Raw genomic sequence first — 21,734 nt, 5'->3', positions numbered from 1 at the left:
TCCACTGCCGTGGGATGCAATGATGAGCAATCAGATTCCGGTACACGACGTTACACCGCCCGCCAAGAACGCGAACAACAGCGTCGACCTCTACGCCTCTCGAGAAAAGATCTACACCCGCGCCTTCACCGGCCTGTTCCGCAACCTGCGGATGATGGGCGGGGCCGGTTTGTTCCTGCTGTATTTCGGTACGGTGTGGTTGAACTGGGGTGGTCATCAAGCCGTCTGGTGGAACCTGCCGGAACGTAAGTTCTTCATTTTTGGCGCGACCTTCTGGCCCCAGGATTTCATCCTGCTCTCGGGCCTGCTGATCATCAGCGCCTTCGGCCTGTTCTTCATTACCGTGTACGCCGGGCGCGTCTGGTGCGGCTATACCTGCCCGCAAAGCGTCTGGACCTGGATTTTCATGTGGTGCGAGAAGGTCACCGAAGGCGACCGCAACCAGCGCATCAAGCTCGACAAGGCGCCGATGAGCGCTAAAAAATTCCTGCGCAAGTTCAGCAAACACAGCCTGTGGCTGCTGATCGGCTTCGTTACCGGCATGACCTTCGTTGGCTACTTCTCACCCATCCGTGAGCTGACCATCGACTTCTTCACTGGCGAGGCCGATGGCTGGTCGTATTTCTGGGTCGGTTTCTTCACCCTCGCCACCTACGGCAATGCCGGCTGGTTGCGCGAGCAAGTGTGCATTTACATGTGTCCGTATGCACGCTTCCAGAGCGTGATGTTCGACAAGGACACGCTGATCGTTTCTTATGACCCGCGTCGCGGCGAATCCCGTGGCCCGCGCAAAAAAGGCGTGGACTACAAGGCCCAGGGCCTGGGCGATTGCATCGATTGCACCATGTGCGTCCAGGTTTGCCCCACTGGCATCGACATCCGCGACGGCCTGCAAATCGAGTGCATCGGCTGTGCTGCGTGCATCGACGCCTGCGACAGCATCATGGACAAAATGGATTACCCGCGCGGGCTGATCAGCTACACCACCGAGCACAACCTGTCCGGGCAGGTCACCCATAAACTGCGCCCACGCCTGATCGGTTATGCACTGGTGCTGCTGACCATGATCGGCTTGCTGGTGACCGCGTTCTTCATGCGTTCGCTGGTGGGTTTCGACGTCAGCAAGGACCGTGTGCTGTACCGCGAAAACGCCGAAGGCCGGATCGAGAACGTCTACAGCCTGAAGATCATGAACAAGGACCAGCGCGACCACACTTACCTGCTCGAAGCCAGCGGTCTGCCGGACCTCAAGCTGCAAGGCAAGCGTGAGATCAAAGTCGCCGCCGGGGAAATTTTCAGCCAGCCGGTGGAGTTGTCCAGTTCGCCGGAGCAATTGCCATCGAGCACCAATGAGGTGAAATTCACCCTCAAGGATGCCGATGACGACAGCGTCCACGTTGAAGCCAAGAGCCGATTCATCGGCCCACAAATTCGTTGAGAGAACTGAACATGCCCGCAGCAACTGCCGCAAGCCCTTGGTACAAGCATCTTTGGCCATGGATCATCATCGCGATTCTGACCTGTTCGGTGACCCTGACCTTGTCCATGGTGACTATCGCGGTCAAGAACCCGGACAACCTGGTCAACGACAACTACTACGAGGCAGGCAAAGGCATCAACCGTTCCCTGGACCGCGAACTGCTCGCGCAGACCCTGCAATTGCGCGCCAACGTGCATCTGGATGAGCTGACCGGCGAAGTCGACCTGCACCTGACCGGCAACAGCCAGCCCAAGACCCTGGAGCTGAACCTGATCTCGCCGACCCAGCCGGAGAAGGATCGCAAGATCACCCTGACCCGCAGTGAAACCGAACAGGGCCGCTACCTCGGCCAGATGAGCGACAAGGTCGAAGGCCGGCGTTTTGTCGAACTGCTGGGCGTGCAAGACGACAAGACCTGGCGCATGTTCGAAGAAGAACAAGTCAGCCACGACAAAGACCTGCTGCTGGGCGACGAGCCGCTGCAAGGCGCTGAAGACCTGAAGAAACCGTAGGCCCCGTTGGCCCCATAGGACCCGTAGGACCCGTAGGAGCTGTCGAGTGAAACGAGGCTGCGATCTTTTGATCTTGCTCGTTAAAAACAACATCAAAAGATCGCAGCCTCGTTTCACTCGACAGCTCCTACCGGCTCCTACAGTGATGAGGCCCGATCCTGATTCAGCGGCATTAGTGAAAACCCCATGACCACCCCAACCCCCTGCTACCACTGCGCCCTGCCCGTCCCGGCCGGCAGCCGCTTCACCGCCGTCGTCCTCGGTGAAACCCGCGAGCTCTGCTGCCCGGGTTGCCAGGCCGTGGCTGAAGCTATCGTGGCCGGTGGGCTGGAAAGTTATTACCAGCATCGCAGCGAAGCCTCGGCCAACCCCGAGACCTTGCCGGTGCAACTGGTCGACGAACTGGCGCTGTACGACCGCGCCGACGTCCAGCAACCCTTCGTCCGCCACGAAGGCGAACTCGCCGAAACCACGCTGCTGATGGAAGGCATCAGTTGCGCCGCGTGCGGCTGGCTGATCGAGAAACACCTGCGCGGCTTGCCGGCAGTGGCCGAGGCACGGCTGAACCTGTCCAACCATCGCCTCTATGTGCGCTGGGCCGACGCCCAATTGCCCCTGAGCCAGGTGCTGAGCGAACTGCGCCACATCGGCTACGCCGCTCACCCTTATCAGGCCGACCGCGCCAGCGAGCAACTGGCCAGCGAAAACCGCCTGGCCCTGCGCCAGCTCGGCGTCGCCGGTTTGCTGTGGTTCCAGGCGATGATGGCGACCATGGCCACCTGGCCGGAATTCAATATCGACCTCAGCCTCGAGCTGCACACCATCCTGCGCTGGGTCGCGTTGTTCCTGACCACACCGATTGTGTTCTATAGCTGTGCTCCGTTCTTCAAAGGCGCGATGCGCGACCTGCGCACCCCGCACCTGACCATGGACGTTTCGGTATCGCTGGCGATTGGCAGCGCGTACCTCGCCGGGATCTGGACGTCGATCACCGGGGTCGGCGAGCTGTATTTCGATGCGGTCGGCATGTTCGCGCTGTTCCTGCTGGCCGGGCGTTACCTGGAACGCCGCGCCCGGGAACGCACCGCCGCCGCCACTGCGCAATTGGTCAACCTGCTGCCGGCCTCGTGCCTGCGCCTGAGTGCCGATGGCCAGAGCGAGCGCATCCTGCTCAGCGAATTGCGCGTCGGCGATCGAGTGCTGGTGCATCCGGGGGCGATCCTCCCGGCCGACGGCAAGATCCTCGACGGCCAGTCGAGCATCGACGAATCCCTGCTCACCGGTGAATACCTGCCGCAACCGCGCACCTTGGGCGATGCGGTCACGGCGGGCACCTTGAACGTTGAAGGCGCGTTGACCGTGGAAGTGCTGGCCCTGGGTCATGACACGCGACTGTCCGCCATCGTCCGCCTGCTGGAGCGCGCCCAAGCGGAAAAACCACGCCTGGCGGAAATCGCCGACCGCGCCGCCCAGTGGTTCCTGCTGCTGTCGCTGATTGCGGCGGCCGCCATTGGCCTGCTGTGGTGGGAGCTGGATTCATCGCGGGCCTTCTGGATCGTGCTGGCGATGCTCGTCGCAACCTGCCCGTGCGCTTTGTCCCTGGCCACGCCAACCGCGCTGACCGCCGCCACCGGCACGTTGCACAAACTCGGTCTACTGCTGACTCGCGGCCATGTGCTCGAAGGCCTGAACCAGATCGACACGGTGATTTTCGACAAAACCGGCACGCTGACCGAAGGTCGTCTGGCGTTGCGCTCGATTCGCCCGCTCGGGACCCTCGGCAGCGATGAGTGCCTGGGCCTCGCGGCGGCGCTGGAAAACCGCTCCGAACACCCGATCGCCCGGGCGTTTGGCCGCGCGCCACTGGCGGCCGAAGAAGTCCTGAGTACGCCGGGATTGGGCCTTGAAGGCCTGGTCGGTGAGCAACGCCTGCGGATCGGCCAACCGGGGTTTGTCTGCGAACTCAGCGGCGCCAGCGTGCCATTGATGCCGGATGAAGCCGGGCAATGGCTGCTGCTGGGCGATCAAACCGGCGCGCTGGCGTGGTTTGTCCTCGACGACCGTTTGCGCGCCGATGCGCCGGCCCTGCTCGCCGCGTGCAAGGCGCGCGGCTGGCGCACACTGTTGCTGTCCGGCGACAGTTCGCCGATGGTCGCCAGCGTCGCCGCCGAGTTGGGCATCGACGAGGCCCGTGGTGGTTTGCGGCCCGATGACAAGTTGCAGGTGCTGCAACAGTTGCACAAGGAAGGTCGCAAGGTGTTGATGCTCGGCGACGGGGTCAACGATGTACCGGTGCTGGCCGCCGCTGACATCAGCGTGGCCATGGGTTCGGCCACCGACCTGGCGAAAACCAGCGCCGATGCGGTGCTGTTGTCCAACCGCCTCGATGCCTTGGTGCAAGCCTTCAGCCTGGCGCGACGCACCCGCCGGGTAATCATCGAAAACCTGCTGTGGGCCGGGCTGTACAATGGCCTCATGTTGCCGTTCGCCGCCCTTGGCTGGATCACTCCGGTGTGGGCTGCGGTCGGCATGTCGATCAGTTCGTTGACCGTGGTACTCAACGCCCTGCGCCTGACTCGCATGCCGAGCACGCCCAAGGCCCGCACCACGCCAGCAACCCGTCCGCTGCCGGCCTGAGCCGCGCGGGCATGGAGTCTTCCAATGCCAGCTCTTTATGTGATGATCCCGGCGGCACTGCTGATCGTGGCCATCGCCGTCTACATCTTCTTCTGGGCGGTCGACAGTGGTCAGTACGACGACCTCGACGGCCCGGCCCATAGCATTCTGTTCGACGACCAGGACCCGGCCCACCAAGCGGCGGTCGATGAAGCCAGCGGTCACCCGGCCAAACCCGACGACAAGGCGCCACCCCATGCTTGAGCTGGCGCCGCTGCTGGTATCAGCGGTGATCCTTGGCCTGCTCGGTGGCGGCCATTGCCTGGGCATGTGCGGCGGTTTGATGGGCGCGCTGACCCTGGCGATTCCCAAGGAACAACGCAGCCGCCGCTTCCGTCTGCTGCTGGCCTACAACCTTGGGCGAATTCTCAGCTATGCCACCGCCGGCCTGCTGATCGGCCTGGCTGGCTGGGCGGTGGCCAACAGCCCGGCGGCGATGGTCATGCGCATCATCGCCGGGCTGCTGTTGATCAGCATGGGCCTGTACCTGGCCGGCTGGTGGAGCGGCCTGACCCGTATCGAAAGCCTCGGTCGCGGCCTGTGGCGGCATATCCAGCCAGTTGCCAACAAACTGCTGCCGGTGTCGAGCCTGCCTCGCGCCTTGTTGCTAGGCGCGCTCTGGGGCTGGTTGCCGTGCGGGCTGGTTTACAGCACGTTGCTGTGGGCGGCGAGCCAGGGTAATGCGCTTGATAGTGCGTTGTTGATGCTGGCATTCGGGCTCGGGACGTGGCCGGTGCTGCTGGCGACGGGCCTGGCGGCGGAGCGGGTTACCGCGTTGTTGCGCAAGCGCAGCGTGCGAATGAGTGGCGGCTTGCTGGTGATCCTGTTCGGGATCTGGACGTTGCCGGGGCCGCATCAGCATTGGTTGATGGGGCATTAGATCGGCGGCGCCCCCTTCGCGGGCAAGCCTCGCTCCTACAGGAATTCGCGGCCCCCTGTAGGAGCGAGGCTTGCCCGCGAAGAGGCCCGAAAGGGCAACACAAATCCTGACCGTTGATGTAAATCAAGATGCCCCAACGCCGCACCCCATAGACTCGCTGACACTGCAAGCCTATCCGGGGGAATGCCCGCATGCTCGACGCCATTCGTTGGGACACAGACCTGATTCGCCGTTACGACCTGTCGGGGCCGCGCTATACCTCGTACCCGACCGCCGTTCAATTCAACAGCCAGGTCGGCACGTTCGACCTGTTTCATGCCCTGCGCGACAGCCGCAAAGCGCTGCGCCCACTGTCCTTGTATGTGCACGTGCCGTTCTGCGCGAACATTTGCTACTACTGCGCCTGCAACAAAGTCATCACCAAGGACCGCGGCCGCGCACTCCCCTACTTGCAGCGCCTGGAGCAGGAGATCCAGTTGATCGCCTGCCACCTCGACCCGGCCCAGAAAGTCGAGCAACTGCATTTCGGCGGCGGTACCCCGACCTTCCTCAGCCACGACGAACTGCGCCAACTCATGGCCCAGTTGCGCAAGCACTTCAACTTGCTGGACGACGATTCCGGCGACTACGGCATCGAAATCGACCCCCGGGAAGCCGACTGGTCGACCATGGGCCTGCTGCGGGAACTGGGCTTCAACCGGGTCAGCATCGGCCTGCAAGACCTCGACCCCGCCGTGCAACGCGCAGTCAATCGCCTGCAAAGCCTGGAAGAAACCCGCGCCGTCATCGACGCCGCACGCACTTTGCAGTTTCGCTCGATCAACATCGACCTGATCTACGGCTTGCCGCGCCAGACGCCCGAGAATTTCGCCCGCACGGTCGATGAAGTCATCGCCCTGCAACCGGACCGGCTCTCGGTGTTCAACTACGCACACTTGCCGGAACGCTTCATGCCGCAACGGCGGATCAACAGCAACGAACTGCCGACACCCGCGCAAAAACTGGAAATGCTCCAGGGCACCATCGAACAACTGACCAAGGCCGGTTACCACTACATCGGCATGGACCATTTCGCCCTGCCCGACGACGAATTGGCGATTGCCCAGGAAGAATCGACCCTGCAACGCAACTTCCAGGGCTACACCACCCACGGCCATTGCGACTTGATCGGCCTCGGCGTCTCGGCCATCAGCCAGATCGGTGACCTGTACTGCCAGAACACCAGTGATTTGAACCTGTATCAAAACACCCTGGCCTCGGCGCAACTGGCCACCAATCGCGGCCTGCTGTGCAACGCCGACGATCGCCTGCGACGGGCGGTGATTCAGCAATTGATTTGCAGTTTCAGCCTGGACTTCGCCGGGATCGAGCAAGCGTTCAATATCGATTTCCGTGGCTACTTCGGCGAACTCTGGCCGCAGTTGGAGGAGATGGCCAGGGACGGCTTGATCGAACTGACCAGCGAAGGGATCACCGTATTACCGGCCGGACGCCTGCTGGTGCGCTCGGTGTGCATGGTTTTCGATGCCTACCTTGAACAACAGAATCGCCAGCGGTTTTCCCGGGTGATTTAGGACTTCATGGCCAATGACGCCGCTTTGAGGATTTGCTGCGGCGTCAGGCCCGCCTGTTTCATGGCTTTACTGAGTGCGGTGTTGGCGGTGATCAGGCCACCGTTGAGGTTGTTGATAAACGCTTGCAAGGCGCCGAGTTTGGCCTTTATTTCTTCCGGGCTCAGACGTTTATCTCTCATCACCGCCTGCATTTCGGCCAGTTTCTCGGCGATCTGCTGCTGCAATTTGCGAATCATCTTCAGGATCTGCTGAATGTTCTCCGGCAAACCGCTTTCTTCGATGTCGCTGTTTTCACCCTTGGGCGCGGCGGCCTTTTCGATCCCGGCACCGGACAGCGAGACTTTGATGCCTTCGACTTTGGTCGGGGTTTCGGAGATCGGCGAGGTGACGTCAGACTCATTGGCCGTTGCGGTTTTCGAGGTATCGATCAACGACGACAAGCCGTTGTTACCGGGACTCAACGTGCCAATGGCGGACATGAATGCAGTTCCTTGCAAGCGATCAGTAGACAGGCTATCGGCCGAGCGCTCACTGGCTTTACAAGCCTGCGGCAAATTCGCCGTGTACTGGCCTGAACGTCCTCCCGTGAGTTACCCTTACGGCTTATGTGTGTTTTTCCCACAAGGATTGAAGAAATGTCCGAGCCAGTAAAGCTGCGCGCTCATACCCAGGCCCATTGCAAGGATTGCAGCCTGGCTCCCCTCTGCTTGCCACTTTCTCTGAATCTGGAAGACATGGATGCGCTGGACGAGATCGTTAAACGTGGTCGCCCACTGAAAAAAGGCGAGTTCCTGTTCCGCCAGGGCGACACCTTCGATTCCGTTTATGCAGTACGCTCGGGCGCCCTGAAGACCTTCAGCCTCAGCGATGGCGGCGAAGAACAGCTCACCGGTTTCCACCTGCCGAGCGAACTGGTCGGCCTGTCGGGCATGGACACTGAAAAGCACCCGGTGTCGGCCCAGGCACTGGAAACCACCTCGGTCTGCGAAATTCCTTTCGAACGCCTCGACGAACTGGCCCTGCAACTGCCGCAACTGCGTCGTCAGTTGATGCGGGTGATGAGCCGCGAGATTCGTGACGATCAGCAAATGATGTTACTGCTGTCGAAGAAAACCGCCGACGAGCGCATCGCCACGTTCCTGGTCAACCTGTCCGCGCGCTTTCGCGCGCGCGGGTTCTCGGCCAACCAGTTCCGCTTGAGCATGTCGCGCAACGAAATCGGCAATTACCTGGGCCTGGCGGTAGAAACCGTGTCCCGGGTATTCACTCGCTTCCAGCAAAACGAACTGATTGCCGCCGAGGGTAAGGAAATCCATATCCTCGACCCGATCCAGCTCTGCGCCCTGGCCGGCGGCTCCCTCGACTGACGGACACCATTGCGGCTGAGCGAAACGGTTCAGCCGCCGTTATACTGCGTCGTTTGCAGCCCTGCCAGGACACCTCGACGATGGTCTTCGACTCCTTCGACATCAAATCCCTGATCCGCCCCGTGATCGACTTTCCCAAGCCGGGCGTGATCTTCCGCGACATCACCCCGTTGTTCCAATCGCCCACGGCCCTGCGCCTGGTGATGGACAGCTTCGCCCACCGTTACGTCGAGGCCGACTTCACCCACATCGGCGCGATGGATGCCCGGGGCTTCCTGATCGGCTCGGTGTTGGCGTACCAGTTGAACAAGCCGCTGGTGCTGTTTCGCAAGCAAGGCAAACTGCCAGCGGATGTGCTGGCCGAAGGTTACGCGACCGAGTACGGCGAAGCCTTCCTCGAAGTGCACGCCGACAGCCTGTGCGAGGGCGATTCGGTGGTGATGTTCGATGATCTGATTGCGACCGGTGGCACCTTGATCGCAGCGGCGAATCTGATTCGGCGCATGGGTGCGCGAGTGCATGAAGCGGCGGCGATTATTGATTTGCCGGAGTTGGGCGGGTCGCAGCGGTTGGAAGACATGGGGATTCCGACGTTTTGCCTGACGCAGTTTGCGTTGAGCGAACAGTAAAGATTAAAAGATCGCAGCCTTCGGCAGCTCCTACGGGTGTACGCCATCCCAGTGTAGGAGCTGCCGAAGGCTGCGATCTTTTTGCTCTTAAAGCCCCATCTGCTTGCTGATGATCTCGTTCATCACTTCCCGCGTTCCGCCGCCAATCGACAGAATCCGGTTATCCCGATACAGCCGCTCCACCAGGCTTTCGCGCATGTAACCCATTCCCCCCAGAATCTGCACCGCATCCGTGGTAATGCGATCCGCCGTGTCGGTGGCGAAATTCTTGGCCATGGATATCTCCTTGATCACACTCTGCCCCGCCGCCATTTTCGCCGCCTGGCGATAGGTGAACTCCCGTGACACTTCCAGGGCCGTGGCCATTTCCGCGAGGCGATGCTTGAGCACCTGGAACTTGCCGATCGGCTTGCCAAAGGCCTCGCGCTGCCGCGCCCATTTCAAGGCTTCTTCCAGCGCCAGCTGCGCGGTCATGTTGGCCATCAGCGCCAGGGCCAGGCGTTCGCTCTGGAAGTTACCCATGATGCAGGCGAAGCCCATGTTTTCGGCGCCGATCAGATGGCCCACCGGCACCCGGCAATCGTCGAAGAACAACTCGGCGGTGTCCGACGCCCACCAACCCATTTTCTTTAACTGTCGGCCAACGGTGAAACCGGGTGTGCCCTTCTCGATCAACAACAGGCTGATGCCGCCAAAACCCGGCGCGCCAGTGCGCACCGCGACGGTGTAAAAATCCGCACGAATACCGCTGGTGATAAAGGTTTTACTGCCGCTGACCCGGTAGACGTCACCGTCGCGCACGGCGCGGGTTTGCAGGTTGGCCACATCGGAACCGCCGCTGGGCTCGGTGATGGCCAAAGCGCTGATCTTCTCGCCGGACAACACCTGCGGCACCACCCGATCACGGACCTCGGGCCGGGCCCACTTGAGAATCGGCGGCAGGCCGATGTCCAGAGAACCAAGCCCCGCCACCAAACCGCCGGAGCCGCAACGCATCAGCTCTTCGCTGGCCGCAACCTTGGCGAACAGATCACCTTCATGGCTGCCGCCCAGGGCTTCGGGGTAACCGATACCGAGAATCCCCGCCGCACCGGCCTTGAGGTAGAGCTCACGGGGAAAGCTTTCGGCTTCCTCCCACTGGTCGATGTCCGGCAGGATCTCGCGCTCGACGAAACGCCTGACACTGTCACGGACCAATTGGTGGCTGGAATCGAAGTATTCCTGGAAGGCAGGCATCGGCGAACTCCACTGAAGGGTTCAGCGACGTTAACCGAGCGCTTGCTTGGTTTTCAAGAAGAGATCAAAAGATCGCAGCCTTCGGCAGCTCCTACGAGGTGTACGCCCTCCCACCGTAGGAGCTGCCGAAGGCTGCGATCTTTTACTTTCAACGGTTACAAGGCGATCGGCTTACGCCCGGCAAACGAATGCGCCAAGGTCCCGCCATCCACCAGTTCCAGCTCGCCACCCAACGGCACGCCATGGGCGATACGCGAAGCGATCAAGCCTTTATTGCTGAGCAACTGGGCGATGTAATGCGCCGTGGCTTCACCTTCCACCGTCGGATTGGTGGCCAGGATGACTTCGGCAAAGGTGCCCGCCTCTTCAATCCGCGCCAGCAATTGCGGAATGCCGATGGCCTCTGGTCCGAGACCGTCGAGCGGCGACAAATGGCCCTTGAGCACAAAGTAGCGACCACGAAAACCGGTCTGTTCCACGGCGTAGACATCCATCGGCCCTTCCACCACGCACAACAACGTGTCGTCACGGCGGTTGTCGGCGCATTGCGGGCAGAGGTCGTCTTCGGTCAGCGTGCGGCACAAGCGGCAGTGACCGACCCCTTCCATGGCCTGGCTCAGGGCCAGCGCCAGGCGCGAGCCGCCGCTGCGATCGCGCTCGAGCAGTTGCAACGCCATGCGCTGGGCGGTTTTCTGACCCACGCCCGGCAACGTTCGCAGGGCATCGATCAGTTGGCGAATCAGAGGGCTGAAGCTCATGGGGAAAAGTCCGACAAAAACAACGAGACGCGGTTTATACCCGCGCCTCTGGCCAGCGTCAAATACTCAGTCCTGAGCGACCCGCACCACCAGTTTGCCGAAGTTGCGCCCCTCCAGCAGACCGATGAACGCCTCGGGCGCCTGCTCCAGGCCCTCGACGACGTCCTCGCGGAACTTGACCTTGCCCTCGCGCACCCACGGCGCCATGGCACTGACGAATTCCGGCTGACGATCACCGTAGTCGTCGAACACGATAAAGCCCTGGATACGCACCCGTTTGGTCAACAAGGTGCGCTGCAATTGCGGCAGGCGATCCGGTCCGCTCGGTGCTTCATGGGCGTTGTAGCCGGCAATCAGACCGCAGAGCGGAATCCGCGCCTTGGCGTTGAGCAACGGCACGATCGCGTCGAAGACCTTACCGCCGACGTTCTCGTAGTAGATGTCGACGCCTTTGGGGCACGCCAGCGCCAGATCACTGGCAAAATCCGGGCTCTTGTGGTCGATGCAGGCGTCGAAACCCAACTCCTCGACCACGTAGCGGCACTTCTCGGCGCCACCGGCCACGCCAACCACTCGCAGGCCCTTGAGCTTCGCCACCTGGCCGACCACCGAACCCACGGCACCCGACGCAGCGGCAACCACCAGAGTTTCACCGGCCTTGGGCTGGCCGATGTCCATCAGGCCCATGTAGGCCGTCATGCCCGGCATGCCCAGCACGCCCAACGCCATCGACGGGCTCGACAGCCCGGCCGGCACCGGAATGATGTTGCGACCGTCGCTGATGCTGTGGCTCTGCCAACCGGTGGAGCCGACCACCACATCCCCTTCCTGAAACTTGGGATTGAGCGAACGCTCGACGCGACTGACAGCGCCACCGGTCATCACCTCGTCGATTTCCACCGGCGCGGCGTAGGACGGCGCGTCACTCATGCGACCGCGCATGTAGGGATCGAGGGACAGGTAAAGGGTCTTGAGCAACACCTGGCCGTCCGCCAGCTCCGGCAGCGCCACGCGCTCCAGGCGAAAATTCTCTGGAGTCGGCGCGCCTACCGGGCGGGACACCAGGACGATACGTTGGTTGAGGGTCAATGCTTGTGGCATGTGAGCGTCTCCTTGATCGGTGAATTCAGCGGTATAGGGAGCAGACCGTCGTGGCGGTAGGGCGTTCGATGTTTATTCAGTGGGACCGAGGTGGATTCATCGCGGGCAAGCCTTGCTCCTGCAGGTTTTACGTCAGCCGCGCGATTCGGGCCGACATATGACACGTAGGAGCGAAGCTTGATCGCGAAGGCGGCCTCACGGACACAACAACCCCACCAGCCAGAAACAAAAATGCCAGGCGCAATGCCTGGCATTTTTTGTAGCCCATCCGACGCGCCTTGGCGAATCAGAATGGCAGTTTCATACCCGGCGGCAGTTGCATGCCTGCGGTTACGCTGCCCATCTTGTCCTGGCTGTTGGCTTCGATCTTGCGCACGGCATCGTTGACGGCGGCGGCGAATACGGCCTCCAGCATCTCTTTGTCGTCTTCGCTCAGGCCTTCAACCAGGCTTGGGTCGATGGTCACGCGCTTGACGTCGTGACGACCGGTCATCACCACGGTGACCATATCGCCACCGGCCTTACCGGTGACTTCGGCGTTGGCCAGTTCTTCCTGCATCTTGGCCATTTTTTCCTGCATCTGCTGCGCCTGCTTCATCAGGCCGGCCATGCCACCTTTCATCATGGTAATCACCTCAAAGTACTTGGATAAAAACGGCGCCCGGCAACGGTAGCCGAACGCCTTCAGTTATTAGCCCTGACTGACCAGGGCTTCGACAGGTTCAATAGTATCGTTCCGGACCACCGCACCGAACTGCTCCATCATCTGCTGGATGAACGGATCGCCGTGGATCGACTCCTCGGCCTCGCGCTGGCGGTTCACACGGCGCCGGGACGCAGCCTGGGCCGGGGTTTCCTGCTCGGGCTTGATCAGCTCCATGCTCAGGGTCAGCGTGCGGCCGTGAAACTGGTTCAGCGCATCGTTCAAGCGACGCTGTTGCGTCGAGTTGAACAAGGCACTGTGAGCCGGGTCCAGGTGCAACAGCCAGTTGTCGCCTTCAACGGAAATCAACGTGCAGTTGGCGGCGATGCTGCCGGTCATGCCGGAGATCGGCAGTTTCGGGAACAGTTCCAGCCATTGCAGCGCCAACCCGGTGGCTGGTGCGGCGGCGGGCTCTGGCTCGGGTTCCGGCGCCGGTTCGGCGGTGTGTTCGCTGGCCAGTTCATCGAGGTAGCTATAGGCCGAGTCGATGTCCGGCTCGATGTAATCCTCGTCCAGTGGCGGCTCGTCGTCGAGGTCGATGCCCGGCGTGGCAGCATCGACGTCGGCCACGGACGGCTCCGGGATCGGCGCAGCGGCCCATTCCGGCGCGTCCGGCACTGCGCTGTCAGGCGTTGGCATCGGCATCGGCGGCAACTCGGGTTGCTCGCTGGCGGTTTCCAGCACTGGCTCGACGGCGGGTTGCTGGACCACTTCGGGTTCAACCGGGTCGTTCCATGGCAGGTCGACGACAGGTGCAACCGCGACCGTTTCAACCACAGGCTCGGGCACGACCACTGGCACAACCGGCTCAGGCTCGGGCTCAGGGGCCGGGGCAACGACCGGCGCAGGCGCAACAGGTGCCGCCGCCGCAGGGACTACCGGCGCAACTTTAGGCGCGGCAGCCACAGAATTGGTGGAATCAACTGTGGCCTGGCTGATCCCCACTGGCTTTAGCGGCTGCCTCGGGGCATCCGCCGTGTCCGCCGGCCTGAACGCCAGCATGCGCAGCAGGACCATTTCGAAGCCACCACGCGGGTCCGGTGCCAGCGGCAAGTCGCGGCGCCCGATGAGCCCCATCTGGTAATAGAACTGCACGTCTTCGGCCGGCAACGCCTGGGCCAGTGCCAGCACCCGGTCACGGTCGCCGTGGCCGTTGTCGACGCCTTCGGGCAAGGCCTGGGCGATGGCGACACGGTGCAGCACGTTAAGAATTTCCGAGAGCACGCCATTCCAGTCCGGGCCTTGCTCGGCCAGATGACGAACCGCTTCGAGCAATGCCTTGGCATCGCCTTCGATCAACGAATGCAGGACATCGAACACCTGGCCATGATCGAGGGTGCCGAGCATCGCTCGCACGTCGGCGGCCATGACCTTGCCTTCACCGAAGGCGATGGCCTGGTCGGTCAGGCTCATGGCATCGCGCATCGAACCATCGGCAGCGCGGCCCAGCAGCCACAGCGCATCGTCTTCGAACGGCACCTGCTCGACGCCCAGCACGTGGGTCAAATGCTCGACCACCCGCTCCGGTGTCATGTTCTTCAGGGAGAATTGCAGGCAACGGGAAAGAATCGTTGCCGGAAGTTTCTGCGGATCGGTGGTCGCCAGGATGAACTTGACGTAGGGCGGCGGCTCTTCGAGGGTTTTCAGCAGCGCATTGAAGGAATGGCTGGAGAGCATGTGCACTTCGTCGATCAGGTAGACCTTGAAGCGCCCACGGCTCGGTGCGTACTGCACGTTGTCGAGCAACTCGCGGGTGTCCTCGACCTTGGTCCGGCTCGCGGCGTCGATTTCGATCAGGTCGACAAAGCGGCCTTCATCGATCTCTCGGCACACCGAACACTCGCCGCAGGGCGTCGAGGTGATACCTGTTTCACAGTTCAGACATTTGGCAATGATTCGTGCGATGGTGGTCTTGCCGACACCGCGCGTCCCGGTAAACAGGTAGGCGTGGTGCAGCCGCTGGCTGTCCAAGGCATTGATCAGAGCCTTGAGCACATGGGTCTGGCCGACCATTTCGCGGAACGAGCGCGGACGCCATTTACGTGCAAGAACCTGATAACTCATCGAAAACCATCGCCACTGGGAAGCAGAAGCGGCTAATGCTAGCGGAGCAGGCCTGAAATTGCATCCGGTGTGCTCGTCTAATCTGGCTAAGCTGCATTTTGGGGAGCTATTTATCAGCACAGGGTTCATCAGTACCGGAGCGTTTATGCGGTTGGCCTTGGGGGCTTTGTTGTTGATCTGCCTGAACGCCACAGCCGCCGACGCGCCGCTGCGCTTCGTCATGGCCGACAGTTGGGCCATGCCGATAGTGCAACTGGATCGCGGCCGGCCAACCCAGGGCATTCTCTACGACATCCTGCTCAGCCTCTCGACCCAGGTCGGCTCCCCCGCCGAATTTCATGTGCTGCCCCGGGCGCGGGTGCAGAACGCCATGGAACACGGCGAAGTCGACGTGCGCTGCTATGCCGCACAGTCGTGGCTGCCCAATCAGTCCGGGGATTACATCTGGAGCATTCCGCTGTTCTTGCAGCGCGACCTGCTGGTCAGCCGCAAGGACATGCCCGTGTCAGTAAACCCGGCGGATCTGCGGCACGAGGCCATCGGCACCGTGCTCGGCTATATCTACCCGACGCTGCAACCGCTGTTCGATGCCGGCCAGTTGCAACGCGAAGACGCGCGCAATCAGGAGCAAGTGCTGGAAAAACTCTTGGCCGGTCGCTCTCGCTACGCCGTCAGCAATCAATGGACCCTGGACTGGTTCAATCAGCGCTTGCTGCCTGATCAGCAACTGCAAGCGGTGGCCATGCTGCAAGAGCAGAATGTCGGCTGCTACGTGCGTAACGACCCGAACGTACCGGTGCAACGTATCTTGCGCACCTTGCTGCGGATGAAAATGTCCGGCGAGATTGATGACATCATCGGGCTCTACATCGGCGCCGAGCCGCGAACGCCCTAGATAATTTTCATGATCGACGCAAAACCCATGTGGGAGCGGGCTTGCTCGCGAAAGCGTCGTGTCAGACGACATCAGTGTTGACTGACCAAATGCTTTCGCGAGCAAGCCCGCTGCCACAGTAGGATTGATGGCGGACACACATTTTGTCAGCCAACCTGATCCAGTTCCCGCCACTGCGCCGGCGCAATAAACCCGGCGACCCAGCCGGGCACTTCCGCCGGAGGCATTGGCCGGGCGATGAAATAGCCTTGAGCCACTTCGCAGCCCAGACTCAGTAACAATTGACCGTGCTCGATGCTCTCCAGCCCCTCGGCGATCACCTGCCGGCCAAACGCCCGGGCCAAACCGATCACCGCAGTGGTCAGCGCCAGGTCGTCATGATCATGAAGAATGTCACGCACAAAGGATTTATCGATCTTGATGGTTTGCGTGCGCAGGCGCTTGAGGTAGCTCAGGGACGAATAACCCGTACCAAAATCCCCCAGCGAAAACTGCACCCCGAGTGCCTGGCAAGCCTGCAAACAGGCGCTGACATGCTGGATATTCTCGACGGCCACCGACTCGACGATTTCCAGGTCCAGCAGTTGCGGGGCGACCTGGTTGTGCCGGGCGAGCACTTGCTGGAGCCGCTCGACGAAATCCACCCGCTGAAAATGCCGCGCCGCAATATTAATGCTGACCGGCCAGCCCTTCCCGGCCTGCTGCCAGCGCTGTAATTGCGACAAGACCTGGTCCATGACCCATTCACCGATATCGATGATCAGGTCAGTCTCCTCCACCAGCGGCAAGAACTCGCGCGGCGGCACCAGGCCATTTTGCGGATGCTCCCAACGCAATAACGCTTCGAAGCCGACCACCTCGCCGCTGCGCATGTTCACCTTGGGCTGAAAATGCAGGCACAACTCGCCGTCCGCCAGGGCTTGACGCACCCGCTCGACCGTCTGGTGGGTGGCTTTGACTTCCTGGTCCCGAGAGACATCGAACAGGTGAAAACGGTTGCGTCCGCGCTGCTTGGCCACGTACATGGCCTGATCGGCGTGGCGCAGCAGGGTTTCGGCATCTTCGTTGTCGTAGGGGAATAGGGTCACGCCAATGCTGGCAAACACATTGATGTCTTTGCCATGCAGCGAGTACGGCGCCGAAATCGCGCCCAACACCCGATTCAGCGCGGCGCGCAGTTCCGGCAAGTCCCGCACGTAACGCAACACCAATACGAACTCATCGCCGGCCAGCCGCGCCACCACATCTTCGCCGCGCACGATCATGCGCAAGCGCTTGGCCACTTCCACCAGCAGCAAATCGCCACTGGCATGCCCGTAGCCATCGTTGACAGCCTTAAAGCCATCGAGGTCGAGCATGCAGACTGCCAGCGGGATGTTTTCCTTGCGGGAGAACTCCAGCGCCTGGTCCAGCAAATCCGAAAGGAATGCGCGGTTGGGCAGCCCGGTCAGCACGTCATGCCCGACCCGCCATTGCAGGGAGTGCAGCAACTGGCGTTTTTCGCTGATATCGAAACGTATCGACAAATAACGGTGAACCCGCCCGGTGGCGTCGTCGAGCACCGGCACCATGGTGCTGTCGACCCAGTACAGGCTGCCATCCTTGGCGCGGTTACAGATCTCGCCCTTCCAGACGCTGCCCAGGGCGATGGTGCGCCACAGGCTGGCGAAGAAATCGGCGGAGTGCAGACCGGAATTCAACAGGCGATGGTTCTGCCCGATCAGCTCCTCGCGGCTATAGCCGGAGATGGTGCAGAACTGGTCATTGACGTAAGTGATCCGGCCGCTCAAGTCCGTTTCGGAAAAAATGGCGGCGGCATCCACGGCCCTGCGGTATTTCTCATCCATGAGTCAGGCTCTCTGTCGCTAGCGGTGGTACCGCTCGACCAGTGCAGAATGCCCGGAAGAGATGTTTTGAAACGAACTGCGCAGAGACACGTGATCACTCCATGGACAGCTGTTGATGGCCCCGGGACAGCCCAGGATCAACTAGGCTCATAGGCCTCGGGCAAGGCTGAAACAGTGAATCAGTTACATTTAATACAGCTTTCCCGCCACTGAAGACTCGTCCGCACACCCGGCAATGGAACGCAATGCTGGACGGCTCACATCGTCTCAACGTCTGTAAGCAGGTCACCAAATGCCCCCTATGAGTGCCGATTCTACGAAATACATCACATTTTGCAAAGCAAGGTGATGGATCATGCAGTTGTCTAATGCAAAAATCTATCGTTAAGTTCTTGATTCTAAATGGGAATTGAGCGATGCAAATTTCAAGTTTGGGTCCGGCCATCCGACGCTACCGCAAGGTCGCGGGGCTTACTCAGGCTGAACTCGGCGAAAAAACCGGTTTTGACCCTAAAACCATCAGCCGCTTCGAAACCGGTACCTATACCCCCAGCGTGGAAGCGTTGTTCCTGCTTTCAGATGTGCTGGGCGTGAAGCTGAAAGCCTTTTTCGCAGATCTGGGCGATGAAGATGAACAGCGAGCGTATCTGTTCGGTGTCATACATAAAGCCACCCCGAAGGATCTGGGAAAGCTGATTGCAGCGGTTGACCAGGCCTTGTCCAAGCCTTAGTGCCAGGAACAAAGAAGGCAGATTTGTCGACATCGACCGATCTGCCTTTTGCTTGTTCAGGCGCCAGAAACAGACTCAAAGGGCGTGCGCCGATAATGGCCGTCCGATATCCTCGCGCTAAATCAATTCAAAATGTAAAGGAATACGATGAAACACCTCCGTCCGTTCTTGATGGCTGCACTGCTGTGCGCCCTGCATAACCCCGCCCAAGCGGCCACCACGCCTGCGCCAGAAACTGTCGAAGCCGCTCAAGCAGAGCAATCGCCCGAGCAGTTTCTCGCCTCCCTCAAGAAGCAGCACGGCACCATCACCCTGCCCTCGGGCACTGCGACGATGAAGCTCAACGACGAGTTTTATTACCTCAACCCCAAAGACACCGAACGCCTGCTGACCGAAGGCTGGGGCAACCCACCCGGCACCGAGACACTGGGCATGATTATCCCGACAGCCATAAACCCGCTGGCCGCCAGCGGCTGGGGCGTGATCGTCAGCTATACCGAAGACGGGCACATTTCCGACGAGGACGCGGCGAAAATCGACTACGCCGACCTGCTCAAGCAAATGCAGGAAGAGGACGAGGAGGACAATAAAGAGCGCCAGAAGCAAGGCTATGCCGGCCTGCACTTGCTGGGCTGGGCCGAGCAGCCGCATTACGACGAAACCAGCCACAAAATGTACTGGGCGCGGGAACTGAAATCCGACGATGCCGAGGGCAGCACCTTGAACTACAGCATTCGGGTACTGGGCCGCAAAGGCGTACTGGAGTTGAACGCCGTTGCCGCGATGGCGGACTTGCCAATGGTCAAGCAAGAGCTGCCGAAGGTCATCGCCTTCACCAACTTCACCGACGGCAACCTCTACACCGACTACAGCCCCGCCACCGACAAACTGGCGTCCTACGGTCTGGCGGCATTGGTGGGTGGCGGTCTGGCGGCCAAGGCAGGGCTGTTTGCCAAGATCGGCATTTTTCTGCTGGCCGCGAAAAAATTCCTGATCGTCGGGCTGGTGGTGATCGCCGGCTTCGTGCGCAAGTTGTTCAGCCGCAAAAAGGCTTAAGGCCTTCATCATTCTGCGCTGTCAGGCGACCCTGACAGCGCAGCATTCTTAAACGACAGACACGAAAAAACCGCCGCATGACAGCGCAGCAGACAAACAGAACATAAAGATTTTTAAAACGAAAAGTATCAGAGCATGTTGCGCGCACAAGCCTCAAAGCTGAGGACTTGGCGTTATGGAGGCAACCCCACCAGCCACACCCCGGCACACGATGTTCCCGCTATGGCTGCTTCCTTCCGGATCTGACCAGGTGGCATGCAAGCATGCTCGGTTAATCGTTGAAAGCCGGACGGCGCTTGGGTTGGCAGGATTTAAAGGGGGTTTGCGTTACCGCCATAGAGCGGCGAATACCATCATTCATCAACACCAAAAACTTGGGGTGTAGCCACCACTGTCACACATAGCTGTCACACATTGGTGTCACACATGACCTACATAATCAGGCGCGGGGCGCTCTACTACCTGAATCTCCGCCTACCCAAGTATCACTCCCGGCACTGTCACACATTGCGTATGAGCCTAGGTTTAAGGGAGCGTAAAGCCGCCCTCTTCCTTGCCTGCTCACTGGCCCATCAAGTACACAACCACATCGCCAATCACCCACTAATTGAACTCGAAGAGCTGCGTGCTCTATGTGCGTCATGGATGGCCGACACCCCCACGCCATCAGTACCCATATCAGCCACCAAAACCAACGCTGGAACTCCGATCAGGACATCCACAAGCGGCCCCACGCTGAGCACCCTTTCGAAGCTATATATAGAAGAAGGTAAACGTGGCGGCACGTGGCGAACCGTCAGCACCTTTGAAGTGCAGCGAGCCTTACGTGATCTCTTTGAGTTGATGGGAGATATGCCCGCTTTAGCCTTCGACGTGGAGCATGCACGCACCCTGAAGGATCGACTAAGCCGATGCCCGCAATACTTCGAGCTTCGTCCAGAGTTCAAAGGGAAGGCACTTCTACAGGTTGTCGAGTCAGGCAGCACGTACAAGACCATCACAGCCACTACGGTGAACAACCGACTCCGCAAGCTCTCTGCATTCCTGAATTGGTGCAAAGCCAACGGCTACATAAAAGAAAACCCGTTATCAGGTTTGAAGGTAATGACGGGGTCAGCGAAAGACGCCCGGCTGTCATTCTCAAACGACGATTTAGGCAAACTGCTTGATCTGAGCAACCTACGAACAGAAGCCCGCAAGCATCCGTGGCGTTATTGGCTACCGCTCCTTGGGCGCTACACGGGTGCCAGACTGGAAGAGTTATGCCAGTTGCACGTTCACGACTTAGCTGAGGTACAAGGTATCCCGTGCATCCGCATCGACGATAATCGAGACGGCCAGAATTTAAAGAATGCCAGTAGCCGCCGCGTCATCCCCATCCACCCAGAACTGATAAGGAACGGCCTACTCGACCATGTCGAAACTATAAAAGCCACTGGTGCTACCCGGCTATTCCCTGAACTTCAACCAACACGTGGCAAGCTCGGCCATGCACCAAGCAAGTGGTTTGGAAGGTATAAAACTAAGCTTGGCATTACCGACACCAAGAAGACCTTTCACAGCTACCGGCACACCTTCATTGATGATCTTCGAGATTCAGGGGTTCAAGACTCGTTAATCAAGCGGATGGTTGGGCACGAAGATAGTTCGGTAACGTTTGGTATCTACGGAAGCAGGACGCCAATGAAGGCCATGTTCGAAGCAATCCAGCACATTACGGGCTAATCAGCTGGCTGTTACGGTTGCGAAGTAAAGTGTGCTCAATAGAGGCGTGTTTAAAATTATTTATTCTCCTTTTTCTTGGCAGCCAAGATGAGCTGCATTTCAATGCTGATGGTTGGCTCTATTGCTGCTGGTGCTGTGGCCGGTTTTGGTGCAGGCACTAAGCACGCTTTGTCGGGCTTATCTGCAACTAGTGTTGTTGGTGCAACCAACGCTGCTTTGGTAGCGGCAGCCGTCAACTTAGCTACTTGCGCCTGTAGAATTTTAGTTTCTTCAGCCACTTGTTCAGGGCTAAGTGCAAGAATGCGGCGATGTTCAGCCGTCTTAACCGCTTGCTTCTTAACTCGTTCGTCGCGCTCTGCTTCTTGTTCGACGGTTAGGGTTGGAGCTGTGAATATGTATTTGGTGCTGGGCATAATGGCCATGTTTATTGAGTCCTTTTAAGTTGGTGCCCCCCCCCCGCAGGGGCTTGCTATGTGATTAAACGATTTTAGTTGTCTTTG

At 60.1% G+C, this 21,734-nt stretch carries 20 protein-coding genes; 12 read left to right on the top strand and 8 right to left on the bottom strand.

The genetic code is table 11. From position 1 onward, the window contains the following. Window positions 1-22: 22 nt before the first annotated feature. The 6 genes from ccoG (at window position 23) to hemN (ending at window position 7,122) form a co-directional block, all read left to right on the top strand. The gene (gene ccoG / locus V5E99_RS19255; RefSeq protein WP_499803859.1) at window positions 23-1,438 is read left to right on the top strand and encodes a cytochrome c oxidase accessory protein CcoG; all 1,416 of its coding nucleotides are present in this window, start codon (window positions 23-25) and stop codon (window positions 1,436-1,438) included. Between the two features lie 11 nt (window positions 1,439-1,449). Continuing rightward, on the top strand, window positions 1,450-1,992 hold the full coding sequence (locus V5E99_RS19250; protein WP_499803858.1) for a FixH family protein: 543 nt from the start codon (window positions 1,450-1,452) through the stop codon (window positions 1,990-1,992). A gap of 186 nt (window positions 1,993-2,178) precedes the next feature. After that, window positions 2,179-4,629 (top strand): heavy metal translocating P-type ATPase, encoded by a 2,451-nt coding sequence (locus V5E99_RS19245; protein WP_499803857.1) that lies wholly within the window; start codon window positions 2,179-2,181, stop codon window positions 4,627-4,629. A 24-nt stretch (window positions 4,630-4,653) separates the two neighbouring features. Beyond that, a complete protein-coding gene (ccoS, locus tag V5E99_RS19240) occupies window positions 4,654-4,872 on the top strand; it encodes a cbb3-type cytochrome oxidase assembly protein CcoS (protein WP_499803856.1) in 219 nt (72 codons plus the stop codon). Beyond that, window positions 4,865-5,548, top strand: a complete 684-nt coding sequence (locus tag V5E99_RS19235; protein ID WP_499803855.1) for a sulfite exporter TauE/SafE family protein — start codon at window positions 4,865-4,867, stop codon at window positions 5,546-5,548. The genes ccoS and V5E99_RS19235 overlap by 8 nt, the downstream gene beginning before the upstream one ends. 191 nt (window positions 5,549-5,739) lie before the next feature. Beyond that, complete coding sequence (hemN, locus tag V5E99_RS19230; RefSeq protein ID WP_499803854.1) at window positions 5,740-7,122, top strand: oxygen-independent coproporphyrinogen III oxidase; 1,383 nt, start codon at window positions 5,740-5,742, stop codon at window positions 7,120-7,122. On the opposite strand, the gene V5E99_RS19225 is transcribed toward hemN, so the two are convergent. Beyond that, on the bottom strand, window positions 7,119-7,601 hold the full coding sequence (locus tag V5E99_RS19225; RefSeq protein ID WP_499803853.1) for a hypothetical protein: 483 nt from the start codon (window positions 7,599-7,601) through the stop codon (window positions 7,119-7,121). The two genes, hemN and V5E99_RS19225, sit on opposite strands and share 4 nt — an antisense overlap. 156 nt (window positions 7,602-7,757) lie before the next feature. Between V5E99_RS19225 and fnr the strand changes: the two genes are divergently transcribed. Both fnr and V5E99_RS19215 read left to right on the top strand, forming a co-directional pair. Then, window positions 7,758-8,489 (top strand): fumarate/nitrate reduction transcriptional regulator Fnr, encoded by a 732-nt coding sequence (gene fnr, locus V5E99_RS19220; RefSeq protein WP_499803852.1) that lies wholly within the window; start codon window positions 7,758-7,760, stop codon window positions 8,487-8,489. Between the two features lie 80 nt (window positions 8,490-8,569). Then, window positions 8,570-9,118: an adenine phosphoribosyltransferase gene (locus V5E99_RS19215; RefSeq protein WP_123403319.1), complete on the top strand. Its 549-nt coding sequence runs from the start codon at window positions 8,570-8,572 to the stop codon at window positions 9,116-9,118. Between the two features lie 87 nt (window positions 9,119-9,205). Here V5E99_RS19215 and V5E99_RS19210 read toward each other — a convergent pair whose 3' ends face one another. The 5 genes from V5E99_RS19210 to dnaX form a co-directional block, all read right to left on the bottom strand. Beyond that, window positions 9,206-10,354, bottom strand: coding sequence for an acyl-CoA dehydrogenase family protein (locus tag V5E99_RS19210; protein ID WP_499803851.1), 1,149 nt, complete (start codon window positions 10,352-10,354; stop codon window positions 9,206-9,208). A 155-nt stretch (window positions 10,355-10,509) separates the two neighbouring features. Beyond that, window positions 10,510-11,112 carry a recombination mediator RecR gene (recR, locus tag V5E99_RS19205; RefSeq protein ID WP_123403316.1) on the bottom strand — a complete coding sequence of 201 codons (603 nt, stop codon included), beginning with the start codon at window positions 11,110-11,112 and terminating at the stop codon, window positions 10,510-10,512. A 66-nt stretch (window positions 11,113-11,178) separates the two neighbouring features. Further along, window positions 11,179-12,213: an NADPH-dependent curcumin/dihydrocurcumin reductase gene (gene curA / locus V5E99_RS19200; RefSeq protein ID WP_499803850.1), complete on the bottom strand. Its 1,035-nt coding sequence runs from the start codon at window positions 12,211-12,213 to the stop codon at window positions 11,179-11,181. A gap of 286 nt (window positions 12,214-12,499) precedes the next feature. Continuing rightward, window positions 12,500-12,838, bottom strand: coding sequence for a YbaB/EbfC family nucleoid-associated protein (locus V5E99_RS19195; protein ID WP_123403312.1), 339 nt, complete (start codon window positions 12,836-12,838; stop codon window positions 12,500-12,502). A 66-nt stretch (window positions 12,839-12,904) separates the two neighbouring features. Further along, window positions 12,905-14,980 (bottom strand): DNA polymerase III subunit gamma/tau, encoded by a 2,076-nt coding sequence (dnaX, locus tag V5E99_RS19190; RefSeq protein ID WP_499803849.1) that lies wholly within the window; start codon window positions 14,978-14,980, stop codon window positions 12,905-12,907. Window positions 14,981-15,125: 145 nt separating this feature from the next. Here dnaX and V5E99_RS19185 point away from each other — a divergent pair, with 145 nt between their 5' ends. Continuing rightward, window positions 15,126-15,875: a substrate-binding periplasmic protein gene (locus V5E99_RS19185; protein WP_499803848.1), complete on the top strand. Its 750-nt coding sequence runs from the start codon at window positions 15,126-15,128 to the stop codon at window positions 15,873-15,875. Window positions 15,876-16,021: 146 nt separating this feature from the next. Here V5E99_RS19185 and V5E99_RS19180 read toward each other — a convergent pair whose 3' ends face one another. Then, window positions 16,022-17,722, bottom strand: coding sequence for a putative bifunctional diguanylate cyclase/phosphodiesterase (locus tag V5E99_RS19180; protein WP_499803847.1), 1,701 nt, complete (start codon window positions 17,720-17,722; stop codon window positions 16,022-16,024). 416 nt (window positions 17,723-18,138) lie between these two features. Between V5E99_RS19180 and V5E99_RS19175 the strand changes: the two genes are divergently transcribed. The 3 genes from V5E99_RS19175 (at window position 18,139) to V5E99_RS19165 (ending at window position 21,234) form a co-directional block, all read left to right on the top strand. Next, window positions 18,139-18,453, top strand: coding sequence for a helix-turn-helix domain-containing protein (locus V5E99_RS19175; RefSeq protein WP_499803846.1), 315 nt, complete (start codon window positions 18,139-18,141; stop codon window positions 18,451-18,453). Between the two features lie 147 nt (window positions 18,454-18,600). After that, window positions 18,601-19,509 (top strand): DUF2167 domain-containing protein, encoded by a 909-nt coding sequence (locus V5E99_RS19170; RefSeq protein ID WP_499803845.1) that lies wholly within the window; start codon window positions 18,601-18,603, stop codon window positions 19,507-19,509. A gap of 426 nt (window positions 19,510-19,935) precedes the next feature. Then, on the top strand, window positions 19,936-21,234 hold the full coding sequence (locus V5E99_RS19165) for a site-specific integrase (protein ID WP_499803844.1): 1,299 nt from the start codon (window positions 19,936-19,938) through the stop codon (window positions 21,232-21,234). Between the two features lie 56 nt (window positions 21,235-21,290). Here the strand turns inward: V5E99_RS19165 and V5E99_RS19160 are convergent, their stop codons facing one another. Further along, window positions 21,291-21,656: a hypothetical protein gene (locus tag V5E99_RS19160; RefSeq protein WP_499803843.1), complete on the bottom strand. Its 366-nt coding sequence runs from the start codon at window positions 21,654-21,656 to the stop codon at window positions 21,291-21,293. Window positions 21,657-21,734 lie beyond the last annotated feature (78 nt).

The sequence above is a fragment of the Janthinobacterium sp. LPB2021202312-11-4 genome, assembly GCF_037049705.1.
Classification (GTDB): Bacteria; Pseudomonadota; Gammaproteobacteria; order Pseudomonadales; family Pseudomonadaceae; genus Aquipseudomonas.
This window is presented reverse-complemented; position numbering and strand designations above follow the sequence as displayed.

What these genes read in the sequence shown, in the direction of transcription:
- ccoG (WP_499803859.1), top strand. Translation starts at nt 23, where the DNA reads ATGAGCAATCAGATTCCGGTACACGACGTTACACCGCCCGCCAAGAAC.
- V5E99_RS19250 (WP_499803858.1), top strand. Translation starts at nt 1,450, where the DNA reads ATGCCCGCAGCAACTGCCGCAAGCCCTTGGTACAAGCATCTTTGGCCA.
- V5E99_RS19245 (WP_499803857.1), top strand. Translation starts at nt 2,179, where the DNA reads ATGACCACCCCAACCCCCTGCTACCACTGCGCCCTGCCCGTCCCGGCC.
- ccoS (WP_499803856.1), top strand. Translation starts at nt 4,654, where the DNA reads ATGCCAGCTCTTTATGTGATGATCCCGGCGGCACTGCTGATCGTGGCC.
- V5E99_RS19235 (WP_499803855.1), top strand. Translation starts at nt 4,865, where the DNA reads ATGCTTGAGCTGGCGCCGCTGCTGGTATCAGCGGTGATCCTTGGCCTG.
- hemN (WP_499803854.1), top strand. Translation starts at nt 5,740, where the DNA reads ATGCTCGACGCCATTCGTTGGGACACAGACCTGATTCGCCGTTACGAC.
- V5E99_RS19225 (WP_499803853.1), bottom strand. Translation starts at nt 7,601, where the DNA reads ATGTCCGCCATTGGCACGTTGAGTCCCGGTAACAACGGCTTGTCGTCG.
- fnr (WP_499803852.1), top strand. Translation starts at nt 7,758, where the DNA reads ATGTCCGAGCCAGTAAAGCTGCGCGCTCATACCCAGGCCCATTGCAAG.
- V5E99_RS19215 (WP_123403319.1), top strand. Translation starts at nt 8,570, where the DNA reads ATGGTCTTCGACTCCTTCGACATCAAATCCCTGATCCGCCCCGTGATC.
- V5E99_RS19210 (WP_499803851.1), bottom strand. Translation starts at nt 10,354, where the DNA reads ATGCCTGCCTTCCAGGAATACTTCGATTCCAGCCACCAATTGGTCCGT.
- recR (WP_123403316.1), bottom strand. Translation starts at nt 11,112, where the DNA reads ATGAGCTTCAGCCCTCTGATTCGCCAACTGATCGATGCCCTGCGAACG.
- curA (WP_499803850.1), bottom strand. Translation starts at nt 12,213, where the DNA reads ATGCCACAAGCATTGACCCTCAACCAACGTATCGTCCTGGTGTCCCGC.
- V5E99_RS19195 (WP_123403312.1), bottom strand. Translation starts at nt 12,838, where the DNA reads ATGATGAAAGGTGGCATGGCCGGCCTGATGAAGCAGGCGCAGCAGATG.
- dnaX (WP_499803849.1), bottom strand. Translation starts at nt 14,980, where the DNA reads ATGAGTTATCAGGTTCTTGCACGTAAATGGCGTCCGCGCTCGTTCCGC.
- V5E99_RS19185 (WP_499803848.1), top strand. Translation starts at nt 15,126, where the DNA reads ATGCGGTTGGCCTTGGGGGCTTTGTTGTTGATCTGCCTGAACGCCACA.
- V5E99_RS19180 (WP_499803847.1), bottom strand. Translation starts at nt 17,722, where the DNA reads ATGGATGAGAAATACCGCAGGGCCGTGGATGCCGCCGCCATTTTTTCC.
- V5E99_RS19175 (WP_499803846.1), top strand. Translation starts at nt 18,139, where the DNA reads ATGCAAATTTCAAGTTTGGGTCCGGCCATCCGACGCTACCGCAAGGTC.
- V5E99_RS19170 (WP_499803845.1), top strand. Translation starts at nt 18,601, where the DNA reads ATGAAACACCTCCGTCCGTTCTTGATGGCTGCACTGCTGTGCGCCCTG.
- V5E99_RS19165 (WP_499803844.1), top strand. Translation starts at nt 19,936, where the DNA reads ATGACCTACATAATCAGGCGCGGGGCGCTCTACTACCTGAATCTCCGC.
- V5E99_RS19160 (WP_499803843.1), bottom strand. Translation starts at nt 21,656, where the DNA reads ATGGCCATTATGCCCAGCACCAAATACATATTCACAGCTCCAACCCTA.